At 58.2% G+C, this 17436-nt stretch carries 13 protein-coding genes and 2 pseudogenes; 8 read left to right on the top strand and 7 right to left on the bottom strand.

Features of this window, described 5'->3' with window-relative positions; genetic code table 11:
- Positions 1-50 precede the first annotated feature (50 nt).
- The 3 genes from PXT33_RS00605 to PXT33_RS00595 form a co-directional block, all read right to left on the bottom strand.
- Positions 51-710, bottom strand: a complete 660-nt coding sequence (locus PXT33_RS00605) for a phosphatase PAP2 family protein (RefSeq protein WP_207698890.1) — start codon at positions 708-710, stop codon at positions 51-53.
- 183 nt (positions 711-893) lie between these two features.
- Positions 894-2261, bottom strand: coding sequence for an MATE family efflux transporter (locus tag PXT33_RS00600; RefSeq protein WP_005937406.1), 1368 nt, complete (start codon positions 2259-2261; stop codon positions 894-896).
- 90 nt (positions 2262-2351) lie between these two features.
- The gene (locus tag PXT33_RS00595; RefSeq protein WP_332375747.1) at positions 2352-3149 is read right to left on the bottom strand and encodes a hypothetical protein; all 798 of its coding nucleotides are present in this window, start codon (positions 3147-3149) and stop codon (positions 2352-2354) included.
- A 232-nt stretch (positions 3150-3381) separates the two neighbouring features.
- Between PXT33_RS00595 and PXT33_RS00590 the strand changes: the two genes are divergently transcribed.
- Entirely contained in the window at positions 3382-5037 is a 1656-nt protein-coding gene (locus PXT33_RS00590) for a putative manganese-dependent inorganic diphosphatase (RefSeq protein WP_097774076.1), read from the top strand.
- Between the two features lies 1 nt (position 5038).
- A complete protein-coding gene (locus tag PXT33_RS00585) occupies positions 5039-5371 on the top strand; it encodes an acylphosphatase (RefSeq protein WP_097774075.1) in 333 nt (110 codons plus the stop codon).
- Between the two features lie 62 nt (positions 5372-5433).
- Here the strand turns inward: PXT33_RS00585 and PXT33_RS00580 are convergent, their stop codons facing one another.
- Entirely contained in the window at positions 5434-6105 is a 672-nt protein-coding gene (locus PXT33_RS00580; RefSeq protein WP_332375746.1) for a hypothetical protein, read from the bottom strand.
- Between the two features lie 437 nt (positions 6106-6542).
- Here PXT33_RS00580 and PXT33_RS00575 point away from each other — a divergent pair, with 437 nt between their 5' ends.
- From PXT33_RS00575 to PXT33_RS00545, 6 genes and pseudogenes are all read left to right on the top strand, one after another.
- A complete protein-coding gene (locus PXT33_RS00575) occupies positions 6543-7022 on the top strand; it encodes a hypothetical protein (protein WP_118529215.1) in 480 nt (159 codons plus the stop codon).
- 422 nt (positions 7023-7444) lie between these two features.
- Entirely contained in the window at positions 7445-7726 is a 282-nt protein-coding gene (locus PXT33_RS00570; RefSeq protein WP_347070423.1) for a hypothetical protein, read from the top strand.
- Between the two features lie 41 nt (positions 7727-7767).
- The gene (locus PXT33_RS00565) at positions 7768-7977 is read left to right on the top strand and encodes a hypothetical protein (RefSeq protein ID WP_347070422.1); all 210 of its coding nucleotides are present in this window, start codon (positions 7768-7770) and stop codon (positions 7975-7977) included.
- 325 nt (positions 7978-8302) lie between these two features.
- A pseudogene (locus PXT33_RS00555) lies at positions 8303-9729 on the top strand (Wadjet anti-phage system protein JetA family protein).
- Complete coding sequence (locus PXT33_RS00550; protein ID WP_005937508.1) at positions 9716-10312, top strand: DUF4194 domain-containing protein; 597 nt, start codon at positions 9716-9718, stop codon at positions 10310-10312. The pseudogene PXT33_RS00555 and the gene PXT33_RS00550 overlap by 14 nt, the downstream one beginning before the upstream one ends.
- A complete protein-coding gene (locus PXT33_RS00545) occupies positions 10309-13602 on the top strand; it encodes an SbcC/MukB-like Walker B domain-containing protein (protein WP_332375744.1) in 3294 nt (1097 codons plus the stop codon). The genes PXT33_RS00550 and PXT33_RS00545 overlap by 4 nt, the downstream gene beginning before the upstream one ends.
- A gap of 397 nt (positions 13603-13999) precedes the next feature.
- On the opposite strand, the gene PXT33_RS00540 is transcribed toward PXT33_RS00545, so the two are convergent.
- The 3 genes and pseudogenes from PXT33_RS00540 to PXT33_RS00530 all read right to left on the bottom strand — a co-directional run bounded on the left by PXT33_RS00540 (position 14000) and on the right by PXT33_RS00530 (position 17369).
- Positions 14000-14737: a Type 1 glutamine amidotransferase-like domain-containing protein gene (locus PXT33_RS00540; RefSeq protein ID WP_097781039.1), complete on the bottom strand. Its 738-nt coding sequence runs from the start codon at positions 14735-14737 to the stop codon at positions 14000-14002.
- Between the two features lie 145 nt (positions 14738-14882).
- Positions 14883-15668: a hypothetical protein gene (locus tag PXT33_RS00535; RefSeq protein WP_332375743.1), complete on the bottom strand. Its 786-nt coding sequence runs from the start codon at positions 15666-15668 to the stop codon at positions 14883-14885.
- Positions 15669-16021: 353 nt separating this feature from the next.
- Positions 16022-17369, bottom strand: a pseudogene (locus PXT33_RS00530) (MATE family efflux transporter).
- Positions 17370-17436 lie beyond the last annotated feature (67 nt).

Genomic DNA, 17436 nt, shown 5'->3' with positions numbered 1-17436 from the left:
AAAAGAAATGCGCTGCCCCTGATGACAGCGCATTTCTTTTTTATAAAGATTCAGATGCGGCGCATCTGCGGCAGATCGTTGGTGTCCATCATACGGCTGAACGCGGTATCCAGTGCCAGCGCCAGCAAAGCGCCCAGCGCTGCATCGATGCAGCTGTGCTGCTTGAGCAGCATGGTGGAGCATACAATGGAGATGCACAGCACATCAGCGGCCGGGCGCATCCAGCGGAACCGGGGCTGCTCAAAGATGCGGCAGCGGTGATAGGCCAGCATCAGCGTGACCGAGTTGAACACATGGATGGACGGGCAGACATTGATGGGTGTGTCGGTGCTGTACAGGAACCGCACCGCACGGGCGAAGATGTCTGTGCCCGGCACATAGCAGGGGCGCAGATTCAGCCCGGTGGGCAGGATCACGTAGCAGGCCAGCGCAATGGTCATACCGCTGAACAGCGGCATACACAGCCGCCAGAAGTCCTCCCGGGGTGCCTTCCACAGAAGGAAGAACAGGGTGAACGGGATCCATAGAAACCATGCAAAATAGGGGATGACCGCATATTTGCAGAAGGGAATCAGATCGTCCAGCCGGCAGTGCACGAGGATGTGCGGCATATGGATCTGGGTGTTCAGGAAATTGAATGCGGAAAGATAAAGTATGAGATACAGCGCCATGAAGCAAAGCGGATGGCGCGAAAACCAACTGCGTTTCATTGAAAAAGCCTCCTTTTTGCAGAAGTGAAAGCTCTTAGCACTGTGAAATTATACGCCGGGAATGTGACAAAAACAAGAATGAAAGCAGACAACATTGCTGAAAAACAGATAAATTATTTGTGCGTATTGCGTAAAAAAGAGCCTGCCTTCGCGGCAGGCTCTTATAAAATGCAGAGGAAAGATTCAGATGACCTGCTGTTCCAGCCACTTGCCGCGCACGAAGCGTACAAAGAAGCACAGGGAGCGGAACGCCCAGTCCAGATACATGCCCATCCAGATGGCCAGCAGGCCGCCGTGGAAGGCCAGCACACACAGGTAGCAGAAGCCCACCCGGAAGGCCCACATGGACACGATGCTCACGGTCATGGTAAAGCGGGCATCGCCTGCCGCACGCAGGATGTTGGGCATGGTAAAGCTGGAAGGCCAGATGAACAGCGAAACGATGTTGAACCACACCATCACTTCCAGCGCCATGGCGTAGGCTTCCGGCGAGAGGTTGAACAGGCCCAGTGCAAATTTGTTGGCAAACAGGAAGGCCGAAAGGTTCATGAACCATGCGCCGCAGTAGGCAAACAGCATCAGGCGGCGGGAGTAATACACGGCCTGATCTTTTTCGCCTGCGCCAAGGCACTGGCCCACCACGGTCAGCGCAGCCATGCCCACGGCGTTGGCCGGGATGTTCAAAAAGGTGGTGGTGGTGTTTGCCACGGCGTTGGCCGCAATGGCGGCGGTGCCCAGAGTGGAGGTCAGGCTGGAAACGGACAGCTTGCCGATCTGGAACATGCCGTTTTCAATACCGGCAGGGATGCCCACCCGCAGGATCTGCTGGATGAGCCGTGCCTTCGGGGCAAGGGCCTGCAGGCCGTCCACCCGCAGCGGGCAGGCGGGCCGCTGCAGCAGGTACAGCACAGCCACGCAGGCAATGGCGCGGGACACAAGGCTGGCCAGTGCGGCACCCATCACGCCCATTTTGAAGCCGTAGATCAGCACGGCGTTGCCGCCAATGTTCACCACATTCATTACAAGGCTGGACATCATGCTGATCTTGCTGTTGCCCTGCGCCCGGAACAGGGCCGCACCGGCGTTGTACAGGCCGATGAACGGGTAGCTCAGGGCCGAGAGCAGGAAGTAGGTCTCGGCATAGCGCATCACGTCCACGTCGATGGAGCCGAAGATGCCGCGCAGGATGGCATGGCGGCCCGCCACCACAACGGCGGCCACCAGCAGGCTGAAGCTGGACAGGATGAACAGGATCTGCGCCGCTGCATTCTTGGCATCCTTTGGCTCCTGCCGGCCGATGTACTGGCTGGTGACCACCGCGCCGCCGGTGGCAAGGGCGCTCATGATCTGGATCATCAGGGTGTTGAAGCTGTCCACAAGGCTCACGCCGGAAACAGCGGCTTCCCCCACCGAGGAGACCATCAGCGTGTCGGCCAGACCGATGGTCACGCTGAGCGCCTGCTCTGCGATCAGCGGCAGCAGCAGGGCAATGAGCTGCTGCCGGGTGAACAGCGGCGGCTTATGGAACGCGGGCGTTTTGGTTGCTGTCATAGGTTCCTCCGTGACGGTGACAAGATACACTTGGATACATGACCTATATCATACAGCAGAACGCGCAGAATTACAAGAGAAAATCTTCTGTCAGGAAAATTCCTGACTGGGGGTCAGGCTGGTGCCGTAATATACGATATAATCATACGGGACGGTCGGCCCGAACACCGTCTTGTCTGGGTACTTCCTCAGCATGTCCGCTTTCAGGTCGGCCGGGGTCTCGGGCACACCGGCGCAGAGCGTATCGGAGCACACGGCATTCCAGAGGCCCGCAGAGAACGAGGTGCAGTTGTAAATGGCCGACCAGTGGTCTGCGTTGGCCAACGCCTGATTTACAGTGTCTAGCTGGCTCTGGTCCAGTGAGACCTGAATGCCGTAAAGATTCTGATAGTAAGAAGCGTTCAGGTAATATTTGTAGTAGCCCTCCAGATTGTACCAGATGCCGGAATGCTCGCAGCGGTTGCCGCGGGTGCTTACGGTGATGGACGTATCCGGCGCAATGAGCAGTCCGCCCACATTGATATCCTGCTCCGAGACATTGGTGATGGTGAGGAAGCTGTGTCCGCTGGTGTTGAGGGGAACATCGCCGTGGTCATCAGCGCGGGCAAAAAGCCGCAGCACCGCAACGGCTCCCTCGGCAGGGGCATCACCGTAGGCCTGCGCAGGGGACTTGTGGTCTGCCTGCGCAAAGTGGTACGGCCCGCCAAAGTTGGTGGTAAAGCCAACGACATTGCGCATCAGGTCGGCAGAACCGGTGACGTCTGTTACCACCTTATCCTCTTTTGAGGCGGGCTGTGCGGCCTTGGGTTCCTGTGCGTAGGCGGGCAGGGCGCACAGGCAGGCCAGCAGCACGCAGCAGGAGAGGATGCGGAAAAACTGTTTTTTCATAGATGCCTCCATTTGTGTTTTTTTCAGGTAAAGCTTACCGTTTTTTGCAGGGTCTGTCAAGGAATGCGGCAGGCGGAAAAGCCGCGCCGCAGCGTGTTTGTTCCACTTTACCCGTGCAGGCAATTGTGATAAAATAAACCTGAGGTGCACTGTGCTTTGCAGGAGCGGGGAGTGCACTGTGGTAAATGAGATAAGAAATAAAAGGTAAATCAGAACCCAAAGGGGGAACAATATGCCAAAAGCAGCCCATAAGGTGGTCGTGATCGGCCACCGCAACCCGGATACCGATTCCATCTGCTCGGCCATTGCCTATGCAGAGCTGAAAAACAAGACCAGTGATCTGGTCTGTGAGCCCCGCCGTGCAGGCAAAATGAATCAGGAGACCGAGTTCGTGCTCAAAAAGTTCGGGGTAAAGCCCCCGCGCATGTGCACGGACGTGAACCCGAAGATCCGCGATGTGGACTACCGCGAGATGCCCGGCATCCCCGGCTCCACCAGCCTGCGCAAGGCATGGGAGATCATGCGTGACAAGCAGATCGACACCCTGCCGGTCACCAGCCCGGACAACGAGCTGGAGGGCGTGATCACCGTGAAGGATATCGCCACCGCCAACATGGACGTGTTCGACACCGGCATCCTGGCCAAGAGCCAGACCACCTACCGCAATATTTTGGAAACGCTGGGCGGCACCATGGTGGTGGGCCGCGAGGACGACGTGTGCACCACCGGCCACATCCGCATCGGCACCGCCACGCCCGAAATGCTGGAAAATACCGTGGAAAAAGGCGACATCGTCATCCTGACCAACCGCTACGAAAGCCAGCTGTGCGCCATTGAAAAAGAAGCGTCGCTGCTCATCATCTGCAACGGCTCCAAGGTGGGCCGCACCATCCAGCGCATTGCCGAGGAAATGGGCGTGGCCATCATGTCGGCCCCGGTGGACACCTATGCCGCCGGTAAGCTGATCAGCCAGTGCGCTCCCATCTCCTACTATATGACCCGCAGCGACATCATGAAGTTCACCCTCGTCACCCCGGTGGCAGATGTCACCCGTGTGATGGCCAAGGTGCGCCACCGCTATTTCCCCATCCTCGACGAGGACGGCAAATACTGCGGCATGGTCAGCCGCCGCAACATCATCAATCTGCAAAAACGCCGCATCATCCTGGTGGACCACAACGAGGCCACCCAGGCCGTGGAGGGCTTCGATCAGGCCGAAATTCTGGAGATCATCGATCACCACCGCATCGGCAGTCTGGAGACCAGCGGCCCGGTGTACTTCCGCAACCAGCCGGTGGGCTGCACTGCCACCATCATCACCCAGATGTACGACGAGAACGGTATGGAGATCCCGCCGCAGATCGCAGGCCTTCTGCTGGCGGCCATCCTTTCGGATACGCTGGTGTTCCGCAGCCCCACCTGCACCCCGCTGGATGAGGCCCTTGCAAAGCGTCTGGCAAAAATTGCCGGTGTGGACATTGACGAGTTTGCCAGCGAGATGTTTGAAGCAGGCGAAAAGCTGGACGGCAAGACCGCCGAGGAGGTGTTCCTGCAGGACTTCAAGGTGTTCATGTGCGGCGATATCCGCTTTGGCGTGGCACAGGGCAGCTACATGACCCGCAAGAACCTGCTTGCCGCCGAAGCGCTGCTGCAGCCCTATCTGGAAGAAGCCCGCAACAAGCAGAACGTGGAGGATATCTACATGCTGCTCACCGACGTGCCCAAGGAAGAGAGCGTGGTCATCAGCGATGGCCGCTATGCTTCCGAGGTGCTCTCGGACGGCTTTGAGACCCAGCCTGCCGAGGACGGCAGCTTTACCCTGCCCGGTGTGGTGAGCCGCAAAAAGCAGTTCATCCCGGCGCTGATGACCGCCTATCAGGAGCTGTAAGATGTTTGATTTTCTGCATAAAAAAGCACAGGATGCCACGCCGCCCGCCCTGCCGGAAGGCACGGTGCGCCGCCGCTATTCCATCGAAGGGCAGGTGCAGGGGGTGGGCTTCCGCTACCGCGCCCGCTATGCGGCCCAGACGCTGGAACTGACCGGCTGGGTGGAGAACGAGGACGACGGCAGCGTGACGCTGGAAGTGCAGGGCGACCCGGAAAAGTTCCTGCGGCTGTTCGCCATGATCCAGAAAAGCGATTATATCCAGATCACCGGCATCCGCCAGAAGGATCTGCCGCCCGACCCATGGGAGCGGGGCTTCTCGGTAAAAGGGTATTGATCTGAACTGCAAACAAAAAAGCTGACGCGAAAGCGTCAGCTTTTTTGCTCTTTCTAAATTTATCAACCTGCTGTTTTCAGCGGGGAATTGTCTGTCCAGATGGTGCCGTCCAGCAGCCGGGTCACAGCCAGAGTGCCGTTTGCGGAAACACGGGCCGGGTCCAGCGCGTAGAAATCGCTCTCCTTCAGGTTCGCGGGGTCTGCATCCGGGCGGATGCCCACCACGCAGACCCAGTGGCCATAGGCGGCGCTGGTGGCGATATGGGGGTAGTTCACCTCGTTCCAGCCGGAACTGGTCAGGTGGTATTCATAGCTGGAGGTGCGGTTCGTGTGCCGTTTTACACCGCTCACCGCAGTGTTTTTCAGATGCACGATCACCGGCTTCCCGGCGGAAAGCTCGGTGTAAAGCTTCTGCAGGCACTCGGACAGGCTGCCGGAATAACCGTAGTAGCCGCCTGCCGACCAGACCGCACCGTTTGACCACATGCCGCTGCCGGAGGAAACCTTTCCATCCAGAATGGTGCGTGCATAGCGCAAGGCGTACCAGCTGCATTTGCCGGAGGTCTGGTTGCCGATGGAAAGGATCTGGCTGGTGCTGAAGTCCAGCATCCGGATGCCGTGCGTTTCCTGCAGGGCAGCTGCGTGTGCGTGGGGAACGGCCAGAGCCAGCACAAGGCACAGCGCCAGAACTGCCGCCGCCAGCCGCTGTGCCGCGCGGGCGGGACAGTGTTGCATATTGAGCCACATCCTTTGTTTTTTCTACGACCTTATTTTACCATGCAAAAATGGTAGAATTGTGTAAAATCGTAATTTTTTGAAAGGATTCTGAAAGATGGATCAAGATGGATCGGAACACAACATCTGTTCAAACCGGGAAGGACTGTGCCCCGGAAAAAAACAGCATGGAGCTTCCGGCTGGAAGAAGATTTTCCAGCACGGTAAAGAACCTTTGCGAAATAAGGACAGTGTATCTCAATACTGCAACAAAAAAGTCGCTGTTTCATTGATTTTGAACGAAAATGTTTCGGAAACTTTATGCATCTTCTCGATTGACAAAACCAACTGCTGTCGGATATAATCAGGCCAGAACGACACCCGTTCTGTAGTGCGAAAAAACAGCACTGAAATGAGACAAATCAACAAAATCTTGAAATGACAGGAGGCGCTTTACAATGAAAAAGCTGAAGAAATTTGCTGCCCTGCTTCTGGTGGGTGTGATGGCTCTGGCCCTGCTGACGGCCTGCGGCGGTGGTGGCGGCAGCTCCACCAACAAAGCCGAAGAGCAGAAAGTGATGGAGCAGATCGGTAAGGAGAAGGGCATTTCGGTGGCCAGTGACGCAGAGCTCCGCGCAGTGGCTGAAAAGAGACTGGATGAGTCGCTCCAGTATAAAGTTTTCGGCTATGCAGGAGCGTACAGGTTCTATCAGAATCGAGTAGGAAATGATCTGGCTGTCACCATTACTGCCCGGCACAACTATGAGGATACGTTCCTGAGCACGGTTCTGACTTATATCTCGCAGTATGTTAAAACGGATGTCAGCGGCAACGTGAGTCAGGATGGCATCTGGTCGAATATAGGCGTGGTGGTCAAGAGCGATAACGAGCAGAACTACATTGGCATCACCATCCGCATTAAGAACTACTACAAGTAAAAATCTATCACCCTTTCCCCGGAGCGTGGCTGCAAGGCCGCCCTTCGGGGCTTTTTTGCGTTTGAACCCTCTCAGTCACGCCTTACGGCGTGCCAGCTCCCCAAAAGGGGGGAGCTTTTAGGCATCTGACGGTTTGCAGCAAATAAGCTCCCCCTCTCGGGGAGCTGGCATCGCGCAGCGATGACTGAGAGGGTTGCCTCCCTCGCTGAGGGAGGTGGCAAACCCGCAGGGTTTGACGGAAGGAGTTCGTCCTGCTCCGGGGCTTTTTTGCGTTTAGGGACAATTGCCAAAAAGAACTGCGGAATTTGGGCGATATGCCTGTTGACATGCGGGGGGGGGGTATGGATAAAATAAATTCAGACGGGTAAAGCGATTTGGGGTCGCCCAAACCGTCAGAATTTGAAAACAGGAGGAACATTACAATGAAAATGTTCAAGCGTTTCGCAGCCGCCCTTCTGGCCGGCGTGATGGTTCTGGCAATGCTCACCGCCTGCGGCGGTGGCGCTGGTGGCCCTGGTGAAAGTGAGTTCGAGAAGAAAGTTCAGGATGTATATATGGCTGCACTGAACAAGGAATACGGCACAGAATGGTCCAATAACAGTGAAGTCAAGGAACTGGCAACAGAAGCACTGAACAAAATTGCAGACGGCAAGATTGCATTGACTGCTATTACTGCAGAGAAAAAACCGAGAAAAACTACGTAGGTGCAGTTGTTTGTGCTGAGAATGCGAAGCAGAACGCTCAAGTGTATACGGCTGTTTACTATGAAGAAACAACGGCAGGAACGATTACGGTTAATTCTGATATGGTTGAGTTGATGAAGATTGTAACAGATTTCGTAATCGAAGCTGGTAAAAATAATAACACGAAAATCGAAGTTACTGGTTTGGGTGTTGGCACTAAGACCGTTGGCGGAAAGACCTATGTTGCAATTGGCTATAAACTGAGCAAGTAAGCGGATTACAATTAAACTATTGCCCCGAGGAGCACCCCGCTCCCCGGGGCTTTTTTGCGTTTAGGGCAAACTCCCCCAGTCGCCTGCGGCGACAGCCCCCTCAAAGAGGGAGCCTTTCGCATCGGCAAAGCTTCCGGCTCAGGTGCAAAGCTTCCGGTTTCGCCAGAGCCTCCCTCACTGAGGGAGGTGGCAAACCCGCAGGGTTTGACGGAAGGAGTCTGCCCCGCCCCTCCCGGCGGCAATTCTGAATGGTTTCTCTGTCAAACCGTGTCGTTTTGTGGTACAATAAAAACGTATTCTGATGTGAACAGGAAAGGACGTTTCCATGCAGCTGTTTGAACTGGTGTCCCCGCGGCTGTTCCGCCCGCTGGCGGGGCCGAACCGGGCTTTTTATGCGGAATTGCTGCTTCTGCTCTGGGAGGAGTGCCGCCACACGGCGGATTACAGCATTTCCCGTGCGGAGGCCGTCTGGCGTGCCGAGGATTACTTTGCCGCACTGGCAAAGCCCCTTGCGCTGGATGCCGACGGTGCGGGCGATGAAGACGAGCAGCCCACCCGCGACCCTCACACGCTGGCCGTGGGCTTTCTGCTGCGGCTGCGCCGCACCGGCTGGCTGGAAGAGCAGCCCGGCAGCTACGAGGGGGAAGCGTCCCTTGCCTTTGTGCCGGAGGTAACGCCGCTGCTGGAAGCGCTGGAAGAAATATTGAACCCCGCGTAGTTACCTATACCGGCAAGCTGTACAAGGCATGGCAGCTGCTGGGCAGCATCGGGCAGGAAAAAAGCCCCTATGAGAACGTTCTGCGGGAGGTGGACGCAGATCTTGACGCGCTGAACCGCTCTCTCCGGGCGCTCAACGCCTCCATCGGCCACTATATCGACCGGCTCACCCGCAACCGCACCCCGCAGGAGGTGCTGGAACTGTTCGACCAGTACGAGGAAAAGGTGGTGGCGGCGGCCTACCACCGCTTCAAGACCAGCGACAACCTGTTCAACTACCGCGCCTATCTGGAAGAGGAGCTGGACGACTGCGAGGAGAACTACCTGCCGCAGCTGGCCTTTGATTATGCCCGGGTGGAGCGCTGCGCCCCGAACGAAGCGACACCTGCCGTGCGTGCACTCATCCAGAAGCAGCGGGACGCGCTGGAAGAGATGAGCCTGCTCATGCGCGAGATCGATGCAAGCCACATCCGCTACCGCAAGCGGGCTGTGCAGCGGGCACAGTTCCTGCTGCTGAGCGACCGTTCTTCGCAGGGCAGCGTCACCGCCCTGCTGCGCCGCTACGCCGAGGACATCCGCACCCCGGAGCAGCTGTTTGAGCCGGACGACGGCCCGGTGGCAAAGCGGCTGCATCTGTACCCGGCGGCAGTGTTCGGGGAAAAATTCCTCTACCCGCCCGCTGCCCAGCGCACCGCCGAGCCGCTGGCCCCGGTGCGCACCGAAGTATTCGATCCGGAACAGCTCAAAAAAGAGCAGCAATTGCTGCTGGATTACGCCCGCCTTGCCGTTACCGAGGAGAACGTGGCCCTGCTGGCCCGGCAGGCCCTTGCCGCCCGCCCGCAGGTGAACGCGGCACTTCTGGCAGACGAATACCCGAACGATTTTGCCCGCATCATCGGCCTGCACACCTACTCGCAGTCGCCGCACCGGGATTATGACATTCAGCTCACCGGCAATTGGGTGGAGCGCGGCGGTTTCCGCTTTGAGGACTTTGTCCTCACCCGCCGCAGGGAGGAAGAAAATGGCAACCATTAACATGCTGGAAGAAACCGCGAATTACCTGCTGAACCACTGCTTCGTGCTGGGCGGCGTGGAGGATCAGCGGGCAAAATATCTTTATGTGCAGGACCATCTGGACGAGGTGCGCGCTGTGTTCGCCCCGCTGGGCTATTCTGTATTGCTGTACCCGGCACCCCTGCAGGCGGCGGCTTTGGTCAACGGCCACGAGGGCAGTCAGGCCCGGCTGCTGAAATACGAGAGCATCCTGCTTTTGGTATTGCGGCTTTTGTACCTGCAAAAGCGCGAGAGCCTTGCGGCCAATGCCGACGAGGTGCTGGTGACGGTGGAAGAGGTGCAGACCGAACTGCAGAAGATGAATCTGCCCCGCCGTCTGGACCAGAAAACGCTGGAAAACCTCATGCGCACCCTGCGCCGGTACAATCTGGCGCGGCCTGTGGGGCGGCTTTCCGGGCTGGACAGCCGCATTGAGGTATTTCCCACCGTGCTGCTGGCCCTGCCGGATGCCGACCTTGCGGATGCAGCGGCAGAATCTGCCCGCACCCGCACAGAGCTTGGCCTTTATGAACGACCGGAAGAAGCAGGGGAGGGTGAAGAATGATCGAACTCAAACGGCTGAAGCTTATCAACTGGCACAACTTTGAAAATGTCACCTTCGACTGCGCACGGCTCACCTATATGATCGGCGTGAACGCCGTGGGCAAGACCACCATTCTGGATGCCATCCGCTACTGCCTGACCACCAACCGCAATTTCAATGCGCTGGGCAATAAAAAGAGCGGCCGCACCCTGCAGGGTTCGGTGCACGCAAAGCAGCGCGGCGAGAACGCCTACCGCCGCCCGGGCCATACCGTGGCCTACATCGGGGCGGAGTTCTGGGACAGCGTCAAGCGCACCCCCTTCGTCATCGCGGTGCGGGTGGAGTCCGAAGGCCCCATGCAGGAGCTGCACCCCGGCGATCAGACATGGTATCTTTCGGAGGACGGCTGCACGCTGGAACAGCTGCCCTTCATCGACCCCAAGACCGGTGCACCCAGCGCAAAGGAGGACTTCAAGCCCGCAACGGGCCGTCTCTCCTACACCCGCAGCCCCAGCGAAGCGCGGGACCGCATCTGCCGTGCGCTGGGCATCGGGCGCGCCTCCAGCCCCTTGGGCAAAAAGTTCAACGAGGTGTTCCAGATGGGCACCAGCATGGACGAGATCCCCAACTTCCGGGAGTTTTTGTACCAGTACATCCTGCCCCAGCCGGAGCTGGATCTGGACGCTTTGCAGGGCGACCGGCTGGAACTGGAAAATCTGCACGCCGTGCTGGCCGAGGCCCAGACCCGCGCCAACGCGCTGGAAGAGATCGTGAATTTTGGCCGCGAAGCTGCCGAAAAGCAGACCCAGACCCTTGTGAACCGGGGCGCGGCGCTGCTGGCCCGCGCCGCTGCCGACGGCAGCGAACAGACCGTCTGGCAGGAGCATCTGGATGCGGGCCGCCGCCAGCTGGACGGGCTGAACGCCCGCTATGCCGAGGCCAAAAATGCCGAAGCGGAAGCCCGCCGGGCCTATCTTTCCGCCCACGGTGCCGCCAGCGCCAGCGGCGAGGGCCGGGCACTGGACGCCCTGACCGAGGAGCTTTCCCGCCGCAAAACGGCGCTGGATACCGCCGCACGCAAAGCCGAAAAGGCAGAAAGTGCCCTTGCCTGCACCCAGAGCCTGCTGGCTGTGCTGCGCCGCAGCGGCTTTGCTGCCGGCATCAAGGCCGAAGAGCTGACGGCGGACACTCTGCCGCAGCTCACCGCATGGCTCTCCGCGCAGGAAAAACCGCTGGAGGAAGCCTATTTTGCTGCCCGCCAGAACACCGCCGCCCTGCACCGGGATCAGGCCGTGAAGCGCGCCGAGCTGGACGCGGTGTCCGGCGGCAAGTGGGTCTACCCCCACGGCGATGCCGCCACCCGGGTGCGGGATGCCGTGAATGCGGAACTCAAGAGCCGGGGCATGCAGCCGGATGCGAAAATTTTCTGTGAACTGTTGAACGTGGAGGACGAAAGCTGGCAGGACTGCGTGGAAGCCTGCCTTGGCGACCGCCGCTTTGATATCCTTGTGCCGCCCGCCCACTACGAAGCCGCCAAAAGCGCCTTTGTGGCTCTGAAGGACAAGGTAGGCCCCATCAGCCTGCTGGACACCCCGGGCATCCGCAAGGCCAACCGCCGCGCCGACAAGTACGGCCCGGACAGCCTTGCCGCGCAGGTGAGCAGCGAAAACCCGCTGGCTGCACAGTATGCCCAGACCATTCTGGGCCGCATCGTCTGCTGCGACACCCCCGATACGCTGGAACAGCATCCCGACAGCGCCACCCGCGACCTTCTGCGCCACCATCCCTTCCGGCTGGAACGGCTGCGCACTCCCCAGCGGTATATCGGTCTGGACGCACGCCGCGCCCGCACCGGGGCGCTGGCGGCCGAGCTGGAAGCTCTGGGGGAAAGCGCCCGTGCTGCCGCCCAGACAGAACAGAACCTGAAAGCCGCCTATAACCAGTACCAGACCCTGCTGCGGGGCACGGCACTGGACGAGCTGGCTGCACTGTGGGATGCCCGCGCCGCACTGACTGCCGCACAGAATGCTGTGACCGAACAGGAAGCAAAGCTCACCGAGTGCCGCGAGAACCCGCTGCTGCAGCAGCTTTACAAGGAGGAAGAAGCCCGCGAAGCCGCGTGGGAGACTGCCCGCGCCGCCGTGGAGCAGACGGGCGGCGACATCCGCGTGTGCCAAAAGCAGATCGCCTCCTGCGAAGCAGAGCAGAAAAAGGCAGGGGAAACGGCCCAGCAGAGCGCCGATGCTGCCCGGAGCTTCTTTGCGGCGCACCCGCTGGTGGAGCCGCTGGCCCGCACCCGGATGCTGGCGCTGGCCCCGGCAGATAAGCCCCGCGCCGCCGCACAGGCTGCGGAAAAGGCGCAGGCCAAGCTGGACGATGCGCTGGCCGTCTATCTGACCGGCACGCTGGAACCGGCCCAGAAGGCCTACAACGAGCACTATGTGTGCGATTATCCGCTGGGCCTTGCGGGGCTGGATCAGTACCGCGCTCAGCACGAGAGCCTTGTGCGCATCGATCTGGAACGCTACGCCGCCCGTCTGGAGCAGGCCCAGCGGGACTGCAAGGACCGCTTCCGCAAAGATATCCTGTTCCGCATGAAGGACGATATCTTCAACGCCCGGCGGCAGTTCCGGGAGCTGAACAAGGTGATGGAGCAGCTGACCTACGGCGAGGAGGTCTACCGCTTTGAGCTGGAGCCCAGCCGTGACCCGCAGCTGGCGGCCTTCTATCAGGTCATCGTGGACAAGGGCAACCAGCAGATGACCGAGGGCGACTCGCTGGACAACCTTGCCGCCACCGCCGACCCTGCTTATGAGCGTCAGGTGGACGAGCTGATGGAAAAAATCATGGCGGACGTGGACGAGAACACCCGCGCCCGGCAGGAGGGCCGCACCGGCGGCGTGACCCTGTCGGACTATGTGGACTACCGCACCTATCTGGACTACGACATCAAGGTGACGAACCGGGTCACCGGCCAGCAGGCATATCTGTCCCGCGTCAGCCGCGACTCCTCCGGCGGCGAGAATCAGGCCCCCTTCTATGTGGCCATCTGCGCCAGCCTGCTGCAGATCTACGAAAAGAGCGAGAACAGCATCCGCCTTGTGCTGCTGGACGAAGCTTTCAGCAAGATGACCAGCGACCGCATCCGCCCCATGATGGAACTGTTCCGCCGCCTGCAGCTGCAGGTGCTGCTCATCTCCACCGTGGAAAAGAGTACCGCCATCCAGCCCTACTGCGACATCACCTACTCCATCGTCCGCCACGGCGACACCAACGCAATAGCGCCCTTTATCCGCCTTGCGGCGGAATGATGTGCGCATTATATGCGCAATGATGTCTGCCTGCGCCGGAAATGAACGTGGAACGATCAAAAATGCCCGCCGCGTTGCTTTGGGCATATTCAGCGGAAAAATGATTTTAAATTGAGCGACACCGGGCAGCCTGCAGGCTGCCCGGTGTCGCATTTTCACCAGAGAGGCCGCAAGGGAAAACGGCATCTGCAGCGCCTGTTTCCTACGGAAACAGCGGCACTGTGGATGGGCTGCCCGCTTGACGTTACAAGCCCTTTCGTGAAAAAGCAGTTCCGAAACGCCCGCAGGCGTTTCGGAACTGCAAATAAAAATAATAATTCCACTGATGATGGCCAGAGCGCAGCGGAGGCCATTTTAATCGTCAAGGCTGCCGTAGAAGCCCCGCTTTTGTCGCGCTTTACCGTAAAGGCAGCACATCCTCATCCTCGTTGATCTCTTCCATCATCCCATCCGCAAAGTACCAGCCTCTGCCGTACAGCGCCTCGCTGCCGTCGGCGCACAGGATATACGAGCCGTCCGGCAAAGCGAGAAAATGCCGCTTTTTGCTGTCGGCAAGGGCGATGTCCTCCATCTTCTGCCCGTCCAGCACATGATCCCGGATGAACTGGTAGTGGGGCAGGATGCGGGTCTCGGTCAGGCCAAGGCCGTTCATCCAGCGGGAGTAGTGCGGGTCGGCGGCTTCGCCCGGTTCCTCGGGCGCGGCGTACACGATGTGGGCGGCGTTCATGCTGCCGGCACTCACGCCCAGCACGATGCCGTGGTAGTTGTGGAACAGCCCCGGCAGGCCCAGCTGAGCAAAAAAGTGGTTCTGGGTGGGTACGTGCCCGCCGCACAGCATCACAAAGCCGCTTTGGGGCAGAAGAGAACCGATCTCCTCGGCATTGCGGGCATCGCAAGGGATGAGCGCCGTCAGGGGCAGGTGGGCGTTCGCAAAGCTCTGGGCAAACACCCGGCACATCTCGTCGTTCTGCTCGTAGGCATAGGGGTCTGCCGCAATGGCAAGGCCCAGCACGGCGTGATCCGGCCAGACGGCCCGCAGGTTCGCCACAAAGTGGTTGCGCGTGTCCAGCACCGGAATATCCGGCCCCGGCTCAAAGGGGCAGCCGCTGGGGCTGCTGGTCAAAAACAATGTCATAATGATCCCTCGTAAAACAGTGAATAAGAAGCTGTGTCCATTCTAACACGATTTTGCTGCCAGCGGCAGAGCCAGAATCACCAAAAAAATCCCCCGCTTTTCGCCGTTTCGCAGAAAGCAGGGGATCTTTAGAAGAAATTAAAGTTCAGTAAACATAGCCTTTGGCGGTATAATCGCTCAGATTGACACGGAAAACTGTCCAGCCATCCGCATTGCGATACATACCGGGTGCAATCTCAGTGTAAGAAGGATTTCTGCCGTTTGCAATCAAAGCCATTTTATTATATTCACTTGCATTGCCGATAACAGTAATAGAGCCAAGTACAGAGTAGGCTTTCTTAACACGAACCTGTTTCAAGTTGAGATTTACGGTAGTGTAGTCCAGCCAGTACTGAATCTTACTGTCATCGGTATAGCTGATAGAAGCAAGTTCATCATCTGTATAGATGCCCTTTACGCAAACGATAACTTCGTTTGTCTGAGTATTGGAATCAAATGTCATTAAAAGTTTTTCAAGGTTGGCGTAGTAGCGCTCAGGTGTTTCCACAATAGAAGCCACTTTTGCCGCACGGGCAGCGTCGACCTGTGTTTTAGTAGTGGAGTACCCTTTGGCGGCATAATCAGAAAGGTCAATGCGAACTTTGTAATTGAGAGAGTCTTTGACAAAGTTGTTTCCTAAAATGCTGATGCCGGAACCACCCGAAAAGTTTTTAACAGCAGTTGTATAGTTGAGTTTGGCAAGACCTTCGTTGAAATGTCCGCCAACGGGTAGCAAATCATAGGAATAGCCAGTTTTACTGTGGCCGTTCTGGTCGGTCACAACATACTCGATATAAAGACAAGGACCATATGTAGTACCCTGAGCAACTCTTGCATCAAACTCGCTTTGAACCCAGTAATCTGTGTCACAAAAACCAATGGCACCGGTCAAGGTGACTTCGGCGGCATTGCCGTTATCATTTGCAACATTGCTGAAAAACTGGTTTAGAGAAGAATAATACAGCTGTCCACGTGCAAGAACTTCCGCATCAGTAAATGCATAGGTGGGGGCTCTTCAGCGAATACGTGTAACGGAAGCATAAGCAGTGCCAGCAGTAACGAGACCAGAAATTTTCTGCGTTTCATATAAAACCTCCTTGCGAACAAAAACATTATTTTGATTAAGTATAATATGGTCATATGCGGGCTTCAATGGAGATGATAGACAAAAATAAACGCAGAAATTCGTTTATTTGTCGAATTTCTGCGTTTATGCGTTTAATAGAAAGAATATAGATAAACGGCTTACACCTTGCGGTAATGGAACACCTTGTCCTTGGTGAGGAGCATGGCTGCGCTCACGGCCAGAGCCGCCAGCTCGGCGGCGGTGACGGCCAGCCAGATGCCGTCGATGCCCAGCAGCAGCGGCAGCAGGAGAATGGCGATCACCTGAAACGCCAGCGTGCGCAAAAGGAGATCAGCGCGCTGGTCACGCCGTCGCCCAGCGCCGTGAAGAAGGAGGACGCATACACATTGAAGCCCATGATGAGGAAGCTCAGCGCATACAGCCGGAAGGCCCGGCTGGTCAGGGCCAGCAATTCCGCATCGTAGCCCACGAAAATGCGCGCTACACAGGGGATGATGAACATGGAAGCCAGCGTCAGGGTCACAGCCACCACGGCGATGAGCCGCAGGCTCTTGCGGTAGAGATTGTGCACCTCGGCGTGGTTGCGGGCACCGTAGTGGAAGCTGACGATGGGTGCACTGCCCACGGCATAGCCCACGAACACCGCCACGAACAGGAAGGCTGCGTACATGATGACACCGTAGGCGGCCACGCCGTTCTCACCGGCCAGACGCAGCAGCTGGTAGTTGTACAGGATATTGACCAGCGACATGGAAAGGTTGGTCATCAGCTCGGAAGAGCCGTTGATGCAGGCATCCCGCAGGACTTTGCTGTAAAAACTGGTCTTGCACAGGTGCAGGCGGCTGGAGTTGCTGCGGTCGATGAAGTAGAACACCGGCAGTACGCCGCCCACCAGCTGGCTGATAAAGGTGGCAATGGCCGCGCCCTCCACGCCCCAGCCCCAGATCCCCACCATCAGCACATCCAGCACCATGTTGGTGCAGCCCGCGCCCACGGTGAACCAGAAGCCGAGGTGCGGCTTTTCGGCGGTGACGAAAAAGCTCTGGAACATATTCTGCAGCGCAAAGGTGGGCAGGGACACCATCAGGATGCGTCCATAGCGCACCGCATAGTCCAAAAGCTCCCCTTTGCGCCCAGCAGCACGGCAATGGGCCGCAGGAACACAATGCCCAGCACGGCCAGCACACTGACCGAGATCAGAGCCGCCAGAAGGAACAGGGTAAAATAGCGGTCGGCCTTTTTCTGGTCGCCCTCGCCCAGCGTGATGCCCACGATGGCGCTGCCGCCGGTGCCCAGCATAAAGCCGATGGTGCCCAGCAGCATGGGCAGCGGCATGATGAGGTTGACCGCCGCAAAGGCCGTCTTGCCCACAAAGTTGGAGACACACAGGCCGTCCACGATGCCGTAGATGGAGGTGAACAGCATGGTGCCGATGCAGGGCAGCACGAACCGCAAAAGGCGGGAATAGGTAAAATGATCGGAAAGCTGGATCCGATGCTTGGACATGGCGTCCTCCTTTCTGCACAAGGTGCAAAAAACGGGCCGGATAAATGTCCGTGAGTGCACGCCCGGC

The sequence above is a fragment of the Faecalibacterium taiwanense genome (assembly GCF_036632915.2).
Lineage (GTDB): Bacteria > Bacillota > Clostridia > Oscillospirales > Ruminococcaceae > Faecalibacterium > Faecalibacterium taiwanense.
The sequence above is the reverse complement of the archived record's forward strand: the minus strand, read 5'-3'. Positions and strand labels throughout refer to the sequence as shown.